This is a genomic window from Sphingomonas sp. S-NIH.Pt15_0812 (assembly GCF_003951315.1).
In the GTDB taxonomy this organism is placed as follows: domain Bacteria; phylum Pseudomonadota; class Alphaproteobacteria; order Sphingomonadales; family Sphingomonadaceae; genus Sphingomonas.
Genome location: NZ_QLJH01000002.1, coordinates 207,954 through 221,705, shown reverse-complemented (window position 1 = coordinate 221,705; position 13,752 = coordinate 207,954). Strand labels below are relative to the sequence as shown.

Here is a 13,752-nt window from a genome sequence, read left to right as displayed (position 1 = left end):
GCCCGTCAGGGCCCGGTTTCTCCAGGATTTTCACGGCAGGCCCGTGGATGGGCGCCATCGGCGTCGCATCCATGTGTCCTGTCGCCTCGACCAAATGACAGCCATGGCCGGGCGCCAGGGGGAAAGGCCCCGTCATGCCCAGGTCCGAACCAGGGAGACGAACATGGCCTATCTCGCTTTTTCCGAAGTCGGCGCCGCCGGCCTCGCCGAACCCGTCGCCGCGATCCCGGTCGCGCCGCGTTCCGCCTCGGCCGGCCTTAGCGCGCTGGAATGGTCGGTGGTCGCGATCGCCCGCAAGGATCGCATGTCGTCGCTTCGCACGCCGGGCCGGATCGCCATGGCGATGGGCGCCGTGTTCGGCGACCGGCCGAATCCGCGCCTGGCCGATCCGCGGCTGGAGGCGCTGCGCCGGATCGCCGTGCTGAGCTGGCACCATGGCTATACCGTGCCGTCGCACGCGGTGCGCGAGTTTCTCGCCGCCGGCTTTTCCCCGGCGCAATATGAGCTGATCGTCGACAGCATCGGCGTCACCCGCCGCGAACCGCAGCAGGAGCGGCTGCGCGCATGATCCCGCTCGCGCTGCTCGACTGGGTTCGGCATCAGGCGGTGCCGGCCGAAAAGACCAAGGCACCGCCTGCCGCCAGGCGTCAGTCCTTCTGTTCGCCCTGCGCGCCGGCATTGTTGCCGTAGCCCGCACCCGATTCCTCTTCCGGCGCTTCGACCGGCGTCTTCTGTTCCTTGTCGCTGCCGGCGTTCGGCTGTTCGTCGGTCATGATCCACTCCTTGGGCTGCAATGAGCGGTCAACGCGCGGTGGTCGTGCCTGCTCCCGATCAGCCGAACAACTCGCCTTGCGGGCCGGCCGGCGGACGGAACAGGTCGCTGCGCAGCCCGACCCGCTCACGGTTCAGGCCATGCTTGCGACAGGCGATGTGGAAGCGGGTGCGGAGCAGCTCCGCCCAGGGGCCGCTGCCCTTCATCCGGCTGTGGAAATTCGGATCATTGTCGCGGCCATCGCGCAACGAGCGGATGATCGCCATCACCTTGCCCGCCCGGTCAGGGAAATGCGCCTCCAGCCAGGCGTGGAATAGCGGCGCGACCTCATGCGGCAGGCGGATGGCCAGGAAGAAGGCGTGCGCCGCCCCCGCCTCGGCCGCGCGGGCGATCAGCGCCTCGACCTCATGATCGGTGATGGCCGGGATCACGGGCGCGATCGAGACATAGACGGGGATGCCCGCCTCCGCCAATCGCCGCACCGCCGCCAGCCGCCGTTCGGGATGCGGCGCGCGCGGCTCCAGCGTCGCCGCCAGGCGGGGATCGAGCGAGGTGATCGAGAGGCATACCGCCGCCAGCCTCTTCGCCGCCATCGGGCCGAGCAGGTCGATGTCGCGGACCACCCGGTCCGACTTGGTGGTGATGGTCACCGGATGATCGGTCTCCGCCAGCATCTCCAGCACGGCCCGCGTGATCCGCCAGTCGCGCTCGATCGGCTGATAGGGATCGGTGTTGGTGCCGAGCGCCATCGGCCTGGGGACGTAACCCGGTTTCGCCAGCTCGGCGCGCAGCAGCGCGGCGGCATCGGGCTTGGCGAACAGCCGGCTTTCGAAATCCAGGCCGGGCGACAGGTCGTGAAAGGCATGGCTGGGGCGGGCGAAGCAATAGATGCAGCCATGTTCGCAGCCGCGATAGGGATTGATCGACCGGTCGAAGGGCAGGTCGGGGGAGGCGTTGCGGCTGATGATCGTGCGCGGGCGCTCGACCGTCACGCTGGTGCGCAATGGCGGCGGCGGATCGTCGACCAGCGCCTGCGCATCCCGCCAGTCCCCGTCGATCGCGCGGACCGGCAGGTTGAAGCGGTCGCTTTCGCGGTTGTGAGTCGCACCGCGTACCGGACGGGTCTTGGCCATGGCCGGATCATGCCCGGCTTTTCAGAACGTAGCAAGAACATGAGGCCGCCCCCGACAGGCGGCCCCAAGGGTCCGGTTCAGCCGAAGACGACCTGGGTCGAGCCGCGGCGATAGCGGGTCGCGCCCGCGACCATCGCGAAGCCGAGCAGCATCAGCATCCAGACCGACGGCTCCGGCACGCTGAATACGATGTTGTCGACCTCCAGCGAGTTGCCGGCGCTCTTGAAGCGGATACCGCCGATCAGCGGATCGTTGGGATCGACCTTGACCGTGACGCGGCGATTGGTGTTCGCCTGCTGCGTGTTGCCATTGGCGCTGGTCGTCAAGTTGCTGCCGTTATAGCTGGCGAGCAGGGCACCGGTGGTGCTGAGCAGCTCGACCATGTTGTAGCTGTCGATCGAGCCGATGAAGAAGCTCACCGACGAGACGCCGACGTCGGACATCAGGGTGGCGACGCCGTCCTTGCGGACCGACAGATAGGCACTGCCGTCGCTGAAGCCGGGGGTGGCGCCATTGGCGCTGTTGCCGGACAGGATGCCGGCGCCGGTCAGCATCAGGCTGACGCCATCGGGCAGTTCCGTGTCGAAGGTGACGGCGAGGCCGGCGGGGGCCGCGAAGCTGGCGGTGCTGCCGAGCGTGGTGGTGAGCGTCACCGCCGCCTGGGACGGGGCGGCGAGGGCGAGGAACGGTATGGCGGCCAGGGACAGCCGGGCAAATCGGGTCATCGGTGATTCTTTGAATGAAGGCGCAAGGACGCTCGTCACGATCCTCCCGGATTGGCCGCGGGTCGCTGGCGTCGCGCATGGGACATCATTCGCCGCCGACTCCTGCGCACGGCGGGCATCGTACGGGGTTGCCCCGGACGCTATGGCCGGTCGCCTGAAACCTTATCTACGGGTTTTATAGAGGATGTCGGGCCGCCGGACGGCCGGTGCCCGGATTTTTGCGCTTTCGTCCGAACGTCCCGATATGGGGCGGACATTTGTTAAGCATGTTTGGGACTGGGCGAAAACGTAAACAAGGCGTTAACACTTGGCCATGAAACGACGCCTCGTCCTCACAGCCGAATCGGCTCGTCATCCCTTCCGCCGGACGCTGCCGCCGCCGCCGGCGGCGATGCCCGAGGTCGACGATCAGGATCGCGACTGGAAGCTGTTCGTGCTCAGCTTCGTGGCCTTCTTCACCTGTTTCTACAGCTTCATCTTCTGACACGGCGGCGGGCGAACGGCGCCCGCTCGATCAGTCGCAGGCGCGGTGCAGCTTCTGCGCCAGCCAGGCGGAGACCAGGCACATGCCGGCGACCAGGAACAGCATGTCCTGCGGCGTCACGCCCATCGCCGTGATGCCGAGCACCGCGATCGACCCCAGCGTCATCGCACCGGCATTGACGACATTGTTGGCCGCCACCGTACGCGCGGTCTGGTCCTTTTCCACCGTGGTGGTGAGGAAGGCGTAGAGCGGCACCACGAACATGCCGCCGGTCACCGCGATGGCGAGCAGCACCAGCATGACCGGGATCGCCCCTGGCTGCGCGACGAATTCGGACAGGCTGTAATAATGGCCCGCCGGCGCCGCCGACCAGTGGCGCACCGCCAGCGAGAACAGCACCACGAACACGCCCATCGCGACCACCGAGGCGGGCGAATAGCGGGCGGAGATCCGCCCCTTGAGCATGGTGTTGATGACGACCGAGCCGATCGCCACGCCGACCGAGAAGATCGCGATCGCCGCGCTCGCCACCCGCTCGTCGGCGGTCAGCACATTCTTCACCAACGGCGGGAAGATGATGATCAGCACCGCGCCGATCGTCCAGAAGAAGCTGATCGCGCAGATCGCCAGGAACAGGCGCGGGATGTGCAGCGTCGCGGTGATCAGTCGCCACGAGGAGGTGAAGGGATTGTAGTTGATCACCAGCGGCGGCCCGACGCGCGGTGCCGGCGGCACCTGTCGCCCGACCAGCCAGCCTAGTGCCGACAGGCACAGCACCATCGCCGCCGCTCCGTCGATCGAGATCCAGCCGGCGACCACGGTGCCGAGCAGGACGGCGATATAGGTGCCCGCCTCGACCAGCCCGGTGCCGCCCAGCACGTCGCCGGCCGGCAGATGCTGGGGCAGGATCGCGTATTTGATCGGCCCGAAAAAGGTGGAATGCGTGCCGAGCAGCAGCACCGCGAACAGCATCAGCCCGATGCCGGTCTGCGTATGGCCCGCCTTGGCGAGCATCAGGCCGCCGGCGCCGATCGCCATGATGCCGATCTCGGCGGTCTTCACGATGCGGATGATCCGCGCCTTGTCGTGGCTGTCGGCGAGCTGGCCCGCCAGGGCGGAAAGCAGGAAGAAGGGCAGGATGGCGATGCCGGTCGCCAGCGCATTGAAATTCGCTTCCTTGCCGGGATCGTTGAACACCGCATAGGTGGCGAACAGCACCATCGACGTCTTGAACAGATTGTCGTTGAAGGCACCAAGGAACTGAGTCGTGAACAGGGGGAGGAAGCGGCGCTGCTTCAGCAACCCCATGGCATTGATCATGTCGACGAAGCGTCCCGGCCGTTGCTGGTCGCGCGGGTCTAGCCGAGCGGATCGCGTTGCGCCAATCCTTTAACCCCGAACCCGCTGGCGCGCCGGCTGCCGCTTTCCGGTTTCCGATCGCGTCGCCGCGCGATAGGGAGGGCCGGTGTTGAGTTTGCCCAACCTGTTGACCCTGTCGCGAATCGTCGCGGTGCCGCTGCTCGTCGGGCTGTTGTGGTGGCCGCAATGGACGCTGGGCTATGCCATCGCGTTCGCGCTCTACTGCCTGATGGGCATCACCGATTATTTCGACGGCTATCTGGCGCGCGCCAACGGGGCGGTGTCGCGGCTGGGCATCTTCCTCGATCCGATCGCCGACAAGATCATGGTCGCGGCGGTGATCCTGATGCTGGTCGGCACGCACGACATCGCCGGGCTGCACATCATCGCGGCGCTGGTCATCCTGCTGCGCGAGATCGCGGTGTCGGGGCTGCGCGAATTCCTGGCGCCGCTGCATGTTTCGATGCCGGTGTCCAAGCTCGCCAAGTGGAAGACGACGCTGCAACTGGTCGCGCTCGGTGCGCTGATCCTGGGCGGGGCGATCCCGTCGGCGGCGTGGATCCATGGCGTCGGCCTCGTCAGCCTGTGGGGCGCGGCGGTGCTGACCGCGATCACCGGCTGGGACTATCTGCGCGTCGGCTTGAGGCATATGGATTGATGGACCTGCTCTATTTCGCCTGGGTGCGCGAGACGATCGGCCGGAGCCAGGAGCGGGTGATGCCTCCGGATCATGTCGCCACGGTCGCCGACCTGCTCGACTGGCTGGCGGCGGACAGCGAGGCGCATCGTACCGCCTTCGCCGACCGGGCGCGGCTGCGCGCGGCGGTGGACCAGCAGTTCGTGCCGCTCGACGCCAGCCTGTTCGGCGCGCGCGAGGTGGCGATCTTCCCGCCGGTGACGGGCGGATGATCCGTATCCTGGTCGATCCCGCGCCGATCGACATCGCCGCGGAAATGGCGCTGGCGGAAGCGGGCCCGGACGATGGCGGGGCGGGGGCGGTCGCAACCTTCACCGGACTGGTCCGCACCGATGACGGCGTCGAAACGCTCGAACTGGAACATTATCCCGGCGCGACCGAGGCGGCGCTCCGCTCGCTCGCCGAGCAGGCGACGACGCGCTGGGCGCTGCACGCGGCGACCATCGTCCATAGGGTCGGCCCGATGCGGGCGGGCGAGCGGATCGTGTTCGTGGCGGCGACGGCGGCGCACCGGGCGGCGGCGCTGGACGCCTGCGCCTATCTGATCGACCGGCTGAAGACCGATGCGCCCTTCTGGAAGCGGGAGGTGCGCGGCGGCGTCGCCACCTGGGTCGAGGCGCGGCACGGCGACGAAGCGGCCGCCGCGCGCTGGTCGACTGATTAGAAGGCCGCCGCGCCGGTCGAAACCGGTGCGGCGCGATCGATCAGCCCAGCTTGGGCAGGCTGATGCCGTTGGTCACATGGATGACGCCATTCGTCTCGCGCAGGTCGGGCGTGTCGATATAGCTCTTGTTGTTGACCGCATCGGTCAGCAGGATGTTGCCATTCTCCAGCGTCGCGACGATCGGCTGGCCCGACAGCGTGGTCAGCGTCGCGCGACCGCCGCCGGCGGTGATCGCCGCCTTGATCTGGTCCGCCGTCATCGCGCCGTTGATGATGTGATTCTTCAGGATCGTCGTCAGGCTGGCGATATTGGCCGGCGCCAGGAAGGCGTCCATCGTGCCTGGCGGCAGGCGGCCGAACGCTTCGTCGGTCGGCGCGAGCAGCGTGTACGGGCCGGGACCGGACAGCAACGCCTCCAGCTTCGCGGCCCGGACCAGGCGGAGCAGCGCGCTATGGTTGGGGAGCGTCGGCAGCGCGGCAGCGATGGTGGTGGTCGCGGCCGGCGTGGCGGGCGCCGCCTGGGCGGCGGGTGCCGCTTGGCCCGATGCGGTCGCGGCGGGGGCGGTTGTGGCAGAGGCGGTGTTCGGCTGGGCGGGGGCCGCCTGCTGCGCTAGGGCCGGCAGCGCGAACGCCGTGGCGACGGTCAGTGCAAGCAAGGTCGGATATCGCATTCTTCTCTCCGGCGCTGTGGAAAATCTATCCTATCATCGCCCGAGCCGCCAATGGGTTCCCCTTGCGACGACCCGCGCCCTGGCCGGGATGGAGCGTGCGGATCAGGGCATTCGGGGCGCGAGAAAGCCGTTGGTGAGCAGCAGCACGCCGTTCGGGCGCACGATCTCGTCGGTGACGAAGGCATGGTCCCCATCGGCATTGGTCAGGGTCGGCACGTCGCCGGTCAGCGTCACGACCATCGGCTCGCCCGCGAGGGTCGCGAGCTCGGCGGTGCCGCCGCCGGCCGTCACGCGACGACGCAGTTCGGCCCGGTCGATCGCGCCCTCGACCATATGATAGTCGACCAGCCGCACCAGCATGGCGTGATTGTCGGGGGCGAGCAGCGACTCCGGCACTTCGGGCGCGAGCCGGCCATAGGCATCGTCGGTCATCGCGATCACCGTCACGGGTTGTGCGGCGGCGAGGCGGGGGGTGCCGCTGGCGCGGACGCCGGCCGCGAAGTGGAGCAGGGTCGGCGTGGCCGCGATCTCCTGCGCGAGGGATCGCCGCTCGGGGGCGGTCGGCGTGACGGGCGGGGCGACCGGTGACGCGGTCGGGGCGACGCAGCCGGCCAGCGCCAGCGCCAGGGCCAGTGGAGCAAGACGCATCAGAAGGTCGCCGCCAGCACGTCGGCCATCAGGCGGAAATCGGGTTCGCGCGGCGAGGCGCGTCGCCAGACCAGCGCGATCCGCCGCACCGCATGTTCGGCGGCGAGCGGTCGCGCGACGATGCTGGTATGCTCCAATATGCCCGCCTGGATCGCCATCTCCGGCAGGATCGTCAGCCCCAGGCCATGATCGACCATCTGCACGACCGTGTGGAGCGAGGTACCCATCATCGTCGCCTCGGCGCGCAGTTCCGGGCGGTTGCAGGCGGCGAGCGCATGATCCTTCAGGCAATGCCCGTCCTCCAGCATCAACAGGCGCGTCTCGTCGATATCGGCCGCCGGATAGACGGCGGGCGGCGGTTCGCTGCCCGATTGCTGGAAGGCGACGAACAGCCGGTCGTCGAACAGCGGCGCGCTCGCCACCTCGCCGCACGCATAGGGCAGGGCGAGCAGCACGCAGTCGGTGCGGCCATTGTGCAGGCCGTCGCATGCCGCCGCGCTCGGCTCCTCCCGCAGGAACAGCTTCAGGTCGGGATAATCCTGTCGCAGGCGCGGCAACATGCGCGGCAGGATGAAGGGCGCGATGGTCGGGATCACGCTCATCCGCATCTCGCCGGTCAGCGGCCGGCCGGCGGCCCGCGCCAGGTCGCCCAGCTCCTCAGCCTCGCGCAGCACGCGGCGCGCCTTTTCGACGAATCGCTCGCCCATCGGGGTGAAGCGGACGACGCGGCGGGTCCGCTCGACCAGGGTGACGCCGATCAGCGATTCGAGATCGCGCAAGCCTGCGGACAAGGTCGACTGCGTGACGAAACAGGCGTCGGCCGCCCGTCCGAAATGACCATGGTCGTGCAATGCCACCAGATATTGGAGCTGCTTGAGCGTCGGCAGATAAGTCGCGGCCATGATGTCCGCCTATCTCACCCGGCGAGCGCGCGCCACAGTCCGAACAGGCTGGTGACGATCAATATCACGCCGACCAGGATCAGCAGCGTCCGCGCGGGCACTTTCTTGGCCAGCATCGCGCCGAACGGCGCGGCCGCGACGCCGCCGATCAGCAGCCCCAGCGTCGCCACCGTCACCGCCGCCCAGCCGAGCTGCGCGATGAAGGTGGCGGAGATGGTCGCGGTCAGAAAGAATTCGGCGGTGTTGACCGTGCCGATCGTGGTGCGCGGCATCGCGCCCTGGACCAGCAGGTTGGATGTCACCACCGGCCCCCAGCCGCCGCCGCCGGCCGCGTCGAGGAAGCCGCCGGCCAGGCCCAGCGGCTCGACGATCCTTGGCTCCTTGGGCTGGGGCGGGTGGCGCAGCGCGCGGTAGAGCAGATAGACGCCGATCCCCGACAGATAGGCGAGGATGAACGGCTTGGCGGTGGCCGCCGATATGTTCGAGAGGACATAGGCCCCCAGCACGCCGCCGATCACGCCTGGGATCATCAGCCGCAGGAACAGCCGCCAGTTGACGTTGCGATGCAGGACATGGCTGATCCCGGAGACGGCGGTGGTGAAGGTCTCCACCGTATGCACGCCGGCCGAGGCGGCGGCGGGCGGCACGCCGATCCACAGAAGCGCGGTATTGGAGATCACGCCGAACGCCATGCCGAGCGCCCCGTCGACGACCTGCGCGGCGAATCCGATCAGGATGAAGGGCCAAATCTGGGCAAAATCGAACGTCGCTAGGTCGGGCATGAAGATCCTTTCGCGGGCTCAACCTGCCGCGCCGCGCGAATATCCACAAGGTAGATAGACTTTAGACCACCGATCCCGGCGCGGTGGGCCTGCTGGTAATCATGCGGCCCAAAGCCTAGATCATGCGTTCGACCAGGGTTGACGCGCCGGCCACGGCGACAAGGGGATTGTTATGCCAAATCGACTGGCATCCTATATCGATTCGATCCGGGCGCGCGATCCTGCGCCCCACAGCCGGCTGGAAATCCTGACCTATCCAGGCGTTTGGGCGCTGGCCGGACACCGCATCGCGCATCGTCTGTACAAGGCGCGCTTCTTCCTGCTGGCGCGGATCGTCAACCACTGGACCCGGGCCTGGACCGCGATCGACATCCATCCCGGCGCGAAGATCGGCCGCAACTTCTTCATCGACCACGGATTTGTCGTCATCGGCGAGACCGCGGAGATCGGCGACGACGTGACCATCTATCAATGCGTGACGTTGGGCGGCACCAGCCCCGACAATGGCGTCGCCGGCAAGCGCCACCCGACGGTGATGAACGGCGCGATCATCGGATCGGGCGCGCAGGTGCTGGGCCCGATCACGCTGGGTCCGCGCTCGCGCGTCGGCGCCAATGCGGTGGTGACGCGTGACGTGCCCGAGGGCGCGGTGATGGTCGGCATCCCGGCACGCCCGACGATGGTCGAGGGCGGACAGCAGACGCCGCGCTTCGTCCCCTATGGCACGCCCTGTTCGGAGAATTTCGATCCGGTGACGCAGCGCACCGAACTGCTCCGCTGCGAGGTGGAACAGCTCCGCCGCCGGCTCGATGCCCTGCTCGCCGACCAGCAGGGCGAGGGCGAGCGCGACCGGGCCTGATGGGGGTCGTTCCCTTTCCGCTGAACGGCGCGGGGCAAGTCGGCTTCGAACGCGCCGAACTGACGCGCATCCTGGACCTGTATGGCCGGATGGTCGCGGCGGGGCATTGGCGTGACTATGCGCTGGAACTGGGCCGGGACGCGGCGGTCTTCTCCGCCTTTCGCCGCACCGCCGAACGGCCGGAGATCCGGATCGAGAAGCGACCCGCCTTGCGGAATCGCCAGGGCATGTGGGCGCTGATCGGCGAGGCGGGCGCGGTGCTGAAGCGCGGGCATGAGCTGGGACCGGTGCTGGCGCCGGTCGAGCGGCGATTGATGAAACTGGTCGACGGGGAGTGATCGCCGTTCCGGTCGCGGCATGAAAAGTTGAGTGGTTTGAACGCGATGAGCGCCAATGTAGAAGCGGAACATGGTCCGTTCCGAATACCGGTCATGAGGCGCGACGCCCAGGCGCGTCGCGACGCGCTGCTGGATGCCGCGATGATCTGTTTCCGCCAGTCCGGCTATGGCGTCGCGCTGGAGGATGTCGCGGCGGCGGCCGGGGTGGGGCGGGGCACGCTCTATCGCAACTTCAAGGATCGCATGGCGCTGGTGCTGGCGGTGTTCGAGCGCGAATTGCGACGGATCGGCGAGCGGCTTGATCCGGCCGGGTCGCTGGACGACACCATCGCCACCATGGCGCTGGATGGCGCGCCGACGACGGCGCTGTTCAACCGGCTGGCGCTCGACCTGCCGCTAGACCCCGACAGCCGTCGCCAGTTCGAGATGCTGGCCGAGCGCATGGCGACCATGCTGCGCCCGATCGTCGAGCGCGCGCATGACGAGGGGCGACTCGACCGCTCGATCGGCACGCGGCAGGTGGTGCTGGTCATCCGCATGATCAGCAACCTGCTGCTCAAGCACCAGTCGCGCGAGGAGAAGCAGGCGGTGCTGGTGGAAGTGCTGGCGCTGTTCCGCCATGGCCTGTTGCCGCGTTCGGTGGCGTAGCCGAGGACATGAGTCTCGACCTCATCGCGCCGCTCCGTCCCCCTCCGGACGCGGCGGGGTCCAGCCCAACCCGAGGCTCTTCTGCACGGCGATATAGCTGTTGGTCAGCTGCGCCTTGGCCTGCGCCACCGCGATCGCGGCCGACAGGCGCTGGCGCTCGATGTCGAGCTGGTCGATCGTCGCGCTGGTGCCGGCGCGGACGCGCTGGTCGTTGAGCGTGGCGGCGCGGGCCGCCGACGCTTCGGCCCGGGCGAGGTTGCCGAGCTGCACACGCAGATTGCCGAAGCGCGACAGGGACGTCTCCGCCTCCTGCAATGCCTGGAGCACGCTCTGGCGATAGCCGGCCTCCGCCTGGTCGCGCTGCGCCTCCGAGACGTGGGTGGCGGCGCGCGCCTTGCCGAAGTCGAGGAACGACCAGCTGAGCGTCGGCGCGCCAAGCGCGGTCAGCTTTCCCAGGTCGAAGATGTCGCCCGGCGAGGTGCCGCCCAGTCCGAGCAAGCCCAGGAACCGGACGGCGGGCAGCTCGCGCGCCTTGCTGACGCCGATGCCGGCGGTGGCGGCGGCGAGCTGGCGCTCGGCGGAGCGGATGTCGGGACGGCTGGCGATCAGCATGGCCGGATCGCCGACCGGCACCTGCGCGGGCGGCAGCGGCACGGGCACGACGGTCGACAGAGTGGCGTCGAGCGCACCGGGCGCGCGGCCGGTCAGGATCGCGATCTGGCCGAGATATTCGTCGCGTTGCGCGCCCAGCGGCACGGCCTGCGCCTCGCTGGTCTCCAGCGCGGTCTGGAGCCGCTCGACATCCAGCGTCGAGGCGGTGCCGGCGTCGAAGCGCTGGCGGGTCAGGGCGAGCTGGCGCTGCTGGAGCGCCGTCGATTGCTGGTTCAGGCGGATGCGCTGCTGTACGTCGCGCAGCGAGACATAGGCCTGCGCGACCTGCGCCGACAGGCTGACCTGCGCGTCGGCGAGGTCGGCGAAGCGTGCCTCGGCGGTGCGGCGGGTCTGCTCGATCCCGCGCCGTCCGCCGCCGAAGATGTCCGCTTCCCAGCCGACATTGAGGCCGAGATTGTAGAATTGCAGCGAGGTCGAGCCACCGCCATCGCCCTGACTGCCGCCGCCGCTATTGCCACTGCCGTCCAGGTCGATGCCGGGCACCTCGGCATGGATGTACGTGCCGTTGGCGCTGACGCCGGGCAATTGCCCGCTGCGCTGCTGCGTGATCCGCGCCATCGCCTCGCGGATGCGCGCCTGCGCCTGGTCGATGCTGGGGTTATGCGCCAGCGCATCGTCGACCAGGGCGGTCAGCGTCGGGTCGTTCAGCGTCTCCCACCAGCGCGCCAGGCCCGGCGCCGGCGTGAAGGCGGGGTCGCTCGCGCGGACGAAGCGGCCGCGCGCGGCGGCGTCGGACGCGGTGGCGGGCGGCCCGGCATAATCGGGCCCGACGGTGCAGGCGGCGAGCAGGCCGACAAGCGGCAGGAGCGGCAAAATCTTCATCAGTGCGTCGCCGCGGGTGCGGCGTCCTTGGGCAGGGGGCGGAGGAACAGGACCAGGGGCAGCACGGCGAAGGTGCCCATGCCCATGATCCAGAAGATGTCGTTATAGGTCATGACCAGCGCCTGTGCCTGGACCTGCTGGCCGATCACGCGCAGCGCGGTCGAGGTGCCGCCGAACTGGCGCGAGATCCCGCCGACATAGTCCTGTACCGACACGGCGTTGGCGTTCAGCGTCTCCTCGATCCGGCGCGAATGGAAGTACATGCGCGTGTCCTGGATGATCGCGATGCCGGCGAGCGCGAAGCTGCCGCCCAGATTGCGCATCGCGTTGAACAGGCCGGACGCGTCGCCCGCATCCGCCGCCGGGACCGAGCGGATCGCCGCCTGGCTGAGGAACAACATGCCCAGGATCTGGCCGACGCCGCGCAGCAGCTGCGAGTCGACGAAGCTCGATCCGTCCGACACCAGGGTCAGCGTCGTGTCGAGCAGCGCCGAGACGCCCATGATGGTCAGGCCGAAGCCGACCGCGACGCGGATATCGACATGGCGCAGCAGGTACGGCGTCATCGCGATCATGATCAGGCTGGGAATGCCCGACAGCAGCACGATCTTGCCCGATTGCAGCGCATTGTAATCGGCCACCGTCGCCAGGAACTGGGGGATGGCATAGGAGGTGCCGTAGAGCACGATGCCCAGCACCACGCCCATCATCGCCACCGCGCCGAACTGGCGGTCGAGCAGCAGCGACAGCTTGATGATCGGCCGCCGCGCACGCACCTGCCCGACGAACAGCAGCGCGAAGCCGAACAGCGTCACCAGCGCCATGTAGCGGATCAGCTCGGACGAGAACCATTGCTCGCGCTGCCCCTCCTCCAGGAAGACGGTCAGGCCGCCCAGGCCCAGCGCCAGGCCGAGGATGCCCAGCCAGTCCGCCTCGCCGATCAGGTCGAGCCGCGAGCGTTCGTGCGGCAGGCCGACGAGCAGCAGGATCACCAGCAGCGCACAGATCGGCACGTTGAGGAAGAAAGCGTAGTGCCAGCTGACATTCTCGGTCAGCCAGCCGCCGATCAGCGGGCCGATCACCGGCCCCAGGATCGCGGTCATGCCGAACAGCGCGATGCCGACCGGCTGTTGCGACCGGGGCAGGCGCTGCGCGATGATCGTCTGCGCGGTCGGGATCATCGCGCCGCCGGTGAAGCCCTGGCCGACCCGGCCGATGATCATCATCGTCAGCGTCGTCGACAGGCCGCACAGCACCGAGAAGCCGGTGAACAGCCCCGCCGCGACGAGCAGGAAGGTGCGCAGGCCGAGCAGCCGGGTCAGCCAGGCCGACATCGGGATGATGACGATCTCGGCCACCAGATAGGCGGTGGCGATCCAGGTGCCCTCGGTCCCGCTGGCGCCGATCTCGCCCTGGATGGTCGGCAGCGACGAGTTGACGATCGAAATGTCCAGCGTCGCCATCAGCGCGCCGATCGTGCCCGCCGCGACCGCCAGCCAGGCGCTGGCGTCCGCGCGTTCCGGCACGCGTGCGGGGGCCGAGGCGCGCGCCGGGCGGGCAGGGGCGGCGGTCGCCAT

General features: G+C 68.7%; 18 protein-coding genes. 8 read left to right on the top strand and 10 right to left on the bottom strand.

Going from position 1 to position 13,752, the window contains the following annotated elements:
* Positions 1 to 163 precede the first annotated feature (163 nt).
* The gene (locus BRX43_RS02375; protein WP_125993221.1) at positions 164 to 568 is read left to right on the top strand and encodes a hypothetical protein; all 405 of its coding nucleotides are present in this window, start codon (positions 164 to 166) and stop codon (positions 566 to 568) included.
* Between the two features lie 79 nt (positions 569 to 647).
* On the opposite strand, the gene BRX43_RS21130 is transcribed toward BRX43_RS02375, so the two are convergent.
* From BRX43_RS21130 to BRX43_RS02365, 3 genes are all read right to left on the bottom strand, one after another.
* Complete coding sequence (locus tag BRX43_RS21130) at positions 648 to 773, bottom strand: hypothetical protein (RefSeq protein ID WP_277600150.1); 126 nt, start codon at positions 771 to 773, stop codon at positions 648 to 650.
* A gap of 58 nt (positions 774 to 831) precedes the next feature.
* Positions 832 to 1,905 carry a PA0069 family radical SAM protein gene (locus BRX43_RS02370; RefSeq protein ID WP_125993220.1) on the bottom strand — a complete coding sequence of 358 codons (1,074 nt, stop codon included), beginning with the start codon at positions 1,903 to 1,905 and terminating at the stop codon, positions 832 to 834.
* A gap of 77 nt (positions 1,906 to 1,982) precedes the next feature.
* Positions 1,983 to 2,630: a PEPxxWA-CTERM sorting domain-containing protein gene (locus tag BRX43_RS02365; RefSeq protein WP_125993219.1), complete on the bottom strand. Its 648-nt coding sequence runs from the start codon at positions 2,628 to 2,630 to the stop codon at positions 1,983 to 1,985.
* A 313-nt stretch (positions 2,631 to 2,943) separates the two neighbouring features.
* Here BRX43_RS02365 and BRX43_RS20155 point away from each other — a divergent pair, with 313 nt between their 5' ends.
* Entirely contained in the window at positions 2,944 to 3,114 is a 171-nt protein-coding gene (locus BRX43_RS20155) for a hypothetical protein (protein ID WP_164523499.1), read from the top strand.
* A gap of 30 nt (positions 3,115 to 3,144) precedes the next feature.
* On the opposite strand, the gene BRX43_RS02360 is transcribed toward BRX43_RS20155, so the two are convergent.
* Complete coding sequence (locus BRX43_RS02360) at positions 3,145 to 4,434, bottom strand: MFS transporter (protein WP_125993218.1); 1,290 nt, start codon at positions 4,432 to 4,434, stop codon at positions 3,145 to 3,147.
* A 145-nt stretch (positions 4,435 to 4,579) separates the two neighbouring features.
* Here BRX43_RS02360 and pgsA point away from each other — a divergent pair, with 145 nt between their 5' ends.
* Genes pgsA through BRX43_RS02345 form a run of 3 tightly spaced genes read left to right on the top strand, consistent with a single transcriptional unit; the run spans position 4,580 to position 5,834 of the window.
* Complete coding sequence (pgsA, locus tag BRX43_RS02355; RefSeq protein ID WP_125993217.1) at positions 4,580 to 5,131, top strand: CDP-diacylglycerol--glycerol-3-phosphate 3-phosphatidyltransferase; 552 nt, start codon at positions 4,580 to 4,582, stop codon at positions 5,129 to 5,131.
* The gene (moaD, locus tag BRX43_RS02350) at positions 5,131 to 5,382 is read left to right on the top strand and encodes a molybdopterin converting factor subunit 1 (protein WP_125993216.1); all 252 of its coding nucleotides are present in this window, start codon (positions 5,131 to 5,133) and stop codon (positions 5,380 to 5,382) included. Before pgsA ends, moaD begins: the two co-directional genes overlap by 1 nt.
* Positions 5,379 to 5,834: a molybdenum cofactor biosynthesis protein MoaE gene (locus BRX43_RS02345; protein ID WP_125993215.1), complete on the top strand. Its 456-nt coding sequence runs from the start codon at positions 5,379 to 5,381 to the stop codon at positions 5,832 to 5,834. Before moaD ends, BRX43_RS02345 begins: the two co-directional genes overlap by 4 nt.
* A gap of 40 nt (positions 5,835 to 5,874) precedes the next feature.
* Here BRX43_RS02345 and BRX43_RS02340 read toward each other — a convergent pair whose 3' ends face one another.
* The 4 genes from BRX43_RS02340 to BRX43_RS02325 all read right to left on the bottom strand — a co-directional run bounded on the left by BRX43_RS02340 (position 5,875) and on the right by BRX43_RS02325 (position 8,836).
* Positions 5,875 to 6,504 carry a fasciclin domain-containing protein gene (locus tag BRX43_RS02340; RefSeq protein ID WP_125993214.1) on the bottom strand — a complete coding sequence of 210 codons (630 nt, stop codon included), beginning with the start codon at positions 6,502 to 6,504 and terminating at the stop codon, positions 5,875 to 5,877.
* Positions 6,505 to 6,606: 102 nt separating this feature from the next.
* Complete coding sequence (locus BRX43_RS02335; RefSeq protein WP_125993213.1) at positions 6,607 to 7,152, bottom strand: fasciclin domain-containing protein; 546 nt, start codon at positions 7,150 to 7,152, stop codon at positions 6,607 to 6,609.
* Positions 7,152 to 8,054 carry a hydrogen peroxide-inducible genes activator gene (locus tag BRX43_RS02330; protein ID WP_125993212.1) on the bottom strand — a complete coding sequence of 301 codons (903 nt, stop codon included), beginning with the start codon at positions 8,052 to 8,054 and terminating at the stop codon, positions 7,152 to 7,154. The genes BRX43_RS02335 and BRX43_RS02330 overlap by 1 nt, the downstream gene beginning before the upstream one ends.
* 14 nt (positions 8,055 to 8,068) lie before the next feature.
* The gene (locus BRX43_RS02325) at positions 8,069 to 8,836 is read right to left on the bottom strand and encodes a sulfite exporter TauE/SafE family protein (protein ID WP_125993211.1); all 768 of its coding nucleotides are present in this window, start codon (positions 8,834 to 8,836) and stop codon (positions 8,069 to 8,071) included.
* 172 nt (positions 8,837 to 9,008) lie between these two features.
* Here BRX43_RS02325 and epsC point away from each other — a divergent pair, with 172 nt between their 5' ends.
* From epsC to BRX43_RS02310, 3 genes are all read left to right on the top strand, one after another.
* Positions 9,009 to 9,695 carry a serine O-acetyltransferase EpsC gene (gene epsC / locus BRX43_RS02320; protein WP_125993210.1) on the top strand — a complete coding sequence of 229 codons (687 nt, stop codon included), beginning with the start codon at positions 9,009 to 9,011 and terminating at the stop codon, positions 9,693 to 9,695.
* On the top strand, positions 9,695 to 10,033 hold the full coding sequence (locus tag BRX43_RS02315; protein WP_125993209.1) for a DUF2794 domain-containing protein: 339 nt from the start codon (positions 9,695 to 9,697) through the stop codon (positions 10,031 to 10,033). Before epsC ends, BRX43_RS02315 begins: the two co-directional genes overlap by 1 nt.
* A 93-nt stretch (positions 10,034 to 10,126) precedes the next feature.
* Positions 10,127 to 10,681, top strand: coding sequence for a TetR/AcrR family transcriptional regulator (locus tag BRX43_RS02310; protein WP_164523498.1), 555 nt, complete (start codon positions 10,127 to 10,129; stop codon positions 10,679 to 10,681).
* Between the two features lie 21 nt (positions 10,682 to 10,702).
* On the opposite strand, the gene BRX43_RS02305 is transcribed toward BRX43_RS02310, so the two are convergent.
* Together BRX43_RS02305 and BRX43_RS02300 are read right to left on the bottom strand one after the other, a co-directional pair.
* Positions 10,703 to 12,175: an efflux transporter outer membrane subunit gene (locus BRX43_RS02305; protein WP_125993207.1), complete on the bottom strand. Its 1,473-nt coding sequence runs from the start codon at positions 12,173 to 12,175 to the stop codon at positions 10,703 to 10,705.
* The gene (locus tag BRX43_RS02300) at positions 12,175 to 13,752 is read right to left on the bottom strand and encodes an MDR family MFS transporter (protein ID WP_125993206.1); all 1,578 of its coding nucleotides are present in this window, start codon (positions 13,750 to 13,752) and stop codon (positions 12,175 to 12,177) included. Before BRX43_RS02300 ends, BRX43_RS02305 begins: the two co-directional genes overlap by 1 nt.

Bases quoted from the DNA above. Each gene is read 5' to 3' on its own strand.
- BRX43_RS02375 (WP_125993221.1), top strand. From the start codon at position 164: ATGGCCTATCTCGCTTTTTCCGAAGTCGGCGCCGCCGGCCTCGCCGAA.
- BRX43_RS21130 (WP_277600150.1), bottom strand. From the start codon at position 773: ATGACCGACGAACAGCCGAACGCCGGCAGCGACAAGGAACAGAAGACG.
- BRX43_RS02370 (WP_125993220.1), bottom strand. From the start codon at position 1,905: ATGGCCAAGACCCGTCCGGTACGCGGTGCGACTCACAACCGCGAAAGC.
- BRX43_RS02365 (WP_125993219.1), bottom strand. From the start codon at position 2,630: ATGACCCGATTTGCCCGGCTGTCCCTGGCCGCCATACCGTTCCTCGCC.
- BRX43_RS20155 (WP_164523499.1), top strand. From the start codon at position 2,944: ATGAAACGACGCCTCGTCCTCACAGCCGAATCGGCTCGTCATCCCTTC.
- BRX43_RS02360 (WP_125993218.1), bottom strand. From the start codon at position 4,434: ATGATCAATGCCATGGGGTTGCTGAAGCAGCGCCGCTTCCTCCCCCTG.
- moaD (WP_125993216.1), top strand. From the start codon at position 5,131: ATGGACCTGCTCTATTTCGCCTGGGTGCGCGAGACGATCGGCCGGAGC.
- BRX43_RS02345 (WP_125993215.1), top strand. From the start codon at position 5,379: ATGATCCGTATCCTGGTCGATCCCGCGCCGATCGACATCGCCGCGGAA.
- BRX43_RS02340 (WP_125993214.1), bottom strand. From the start codon at position 6,504: ATGCGATATCCGACCTTGCTTGCACTGACCGTCGCCACGGCGTTCGCG.
- BRX43_RS02335 (WP_125993213.1), bottom strand. From the start codon at position 7,152: ATGCGTCTTGCTCCACTGGCCCTGGCGCTGGCGCTGGCCGGCTGCGTC.
- BRX43_RS02330 (WP_125993212.1), bottom strand. From the start codon at position 8,054: ATGGCCGCGACTTATCTGCCGACGCTCAAGCAGCTCCAATATCTGGTG.
- BRX43_RS02325 (WP_125993211.1), bottom strand. From the start codon at position 8,836: ATGCCCGACCTAGCGACGTTCGATTTTGCCCAGATTTGGCCCTTCATC.
- epsC (WP_125993210.1), top strand. From the start codon at position 9,009: ATGCCAAATCGACTGGCATCCTATATCGATTCGATCCGGGCGCGCGAT.
- BRX43_RS02315 (WP_125993209.1), top strand. From the start codon at position 9,695: ATGGGGGTCGTTCCCTTTCCGCTGAACGGCGCGGGGCAAGTCGGCTTC.
- BRX43_RS02310 (WP_164523498.1), top strand. From the start codon at position 10,127: ATGAGGCGCGACGCCCAGGCGCGTCGCGACGCGCTGCTGGATGCCGCG.
- BRX43_RS02305 (WP_125993207.1), bottom strand. From the start codon at position 12,175: ATGAAGATTTTGCCGCTCCTGCCGCTTGTCGGCCTGCTCGCCGCCTGC.
- BRX43_RS02300 (WP_125993206.1), bottom strand. From the start codon at position 13,752: ATGGCGACCGCCGCCCCTGCCCGCCCGGCGCGCGCCTCGGCCCCCGCA.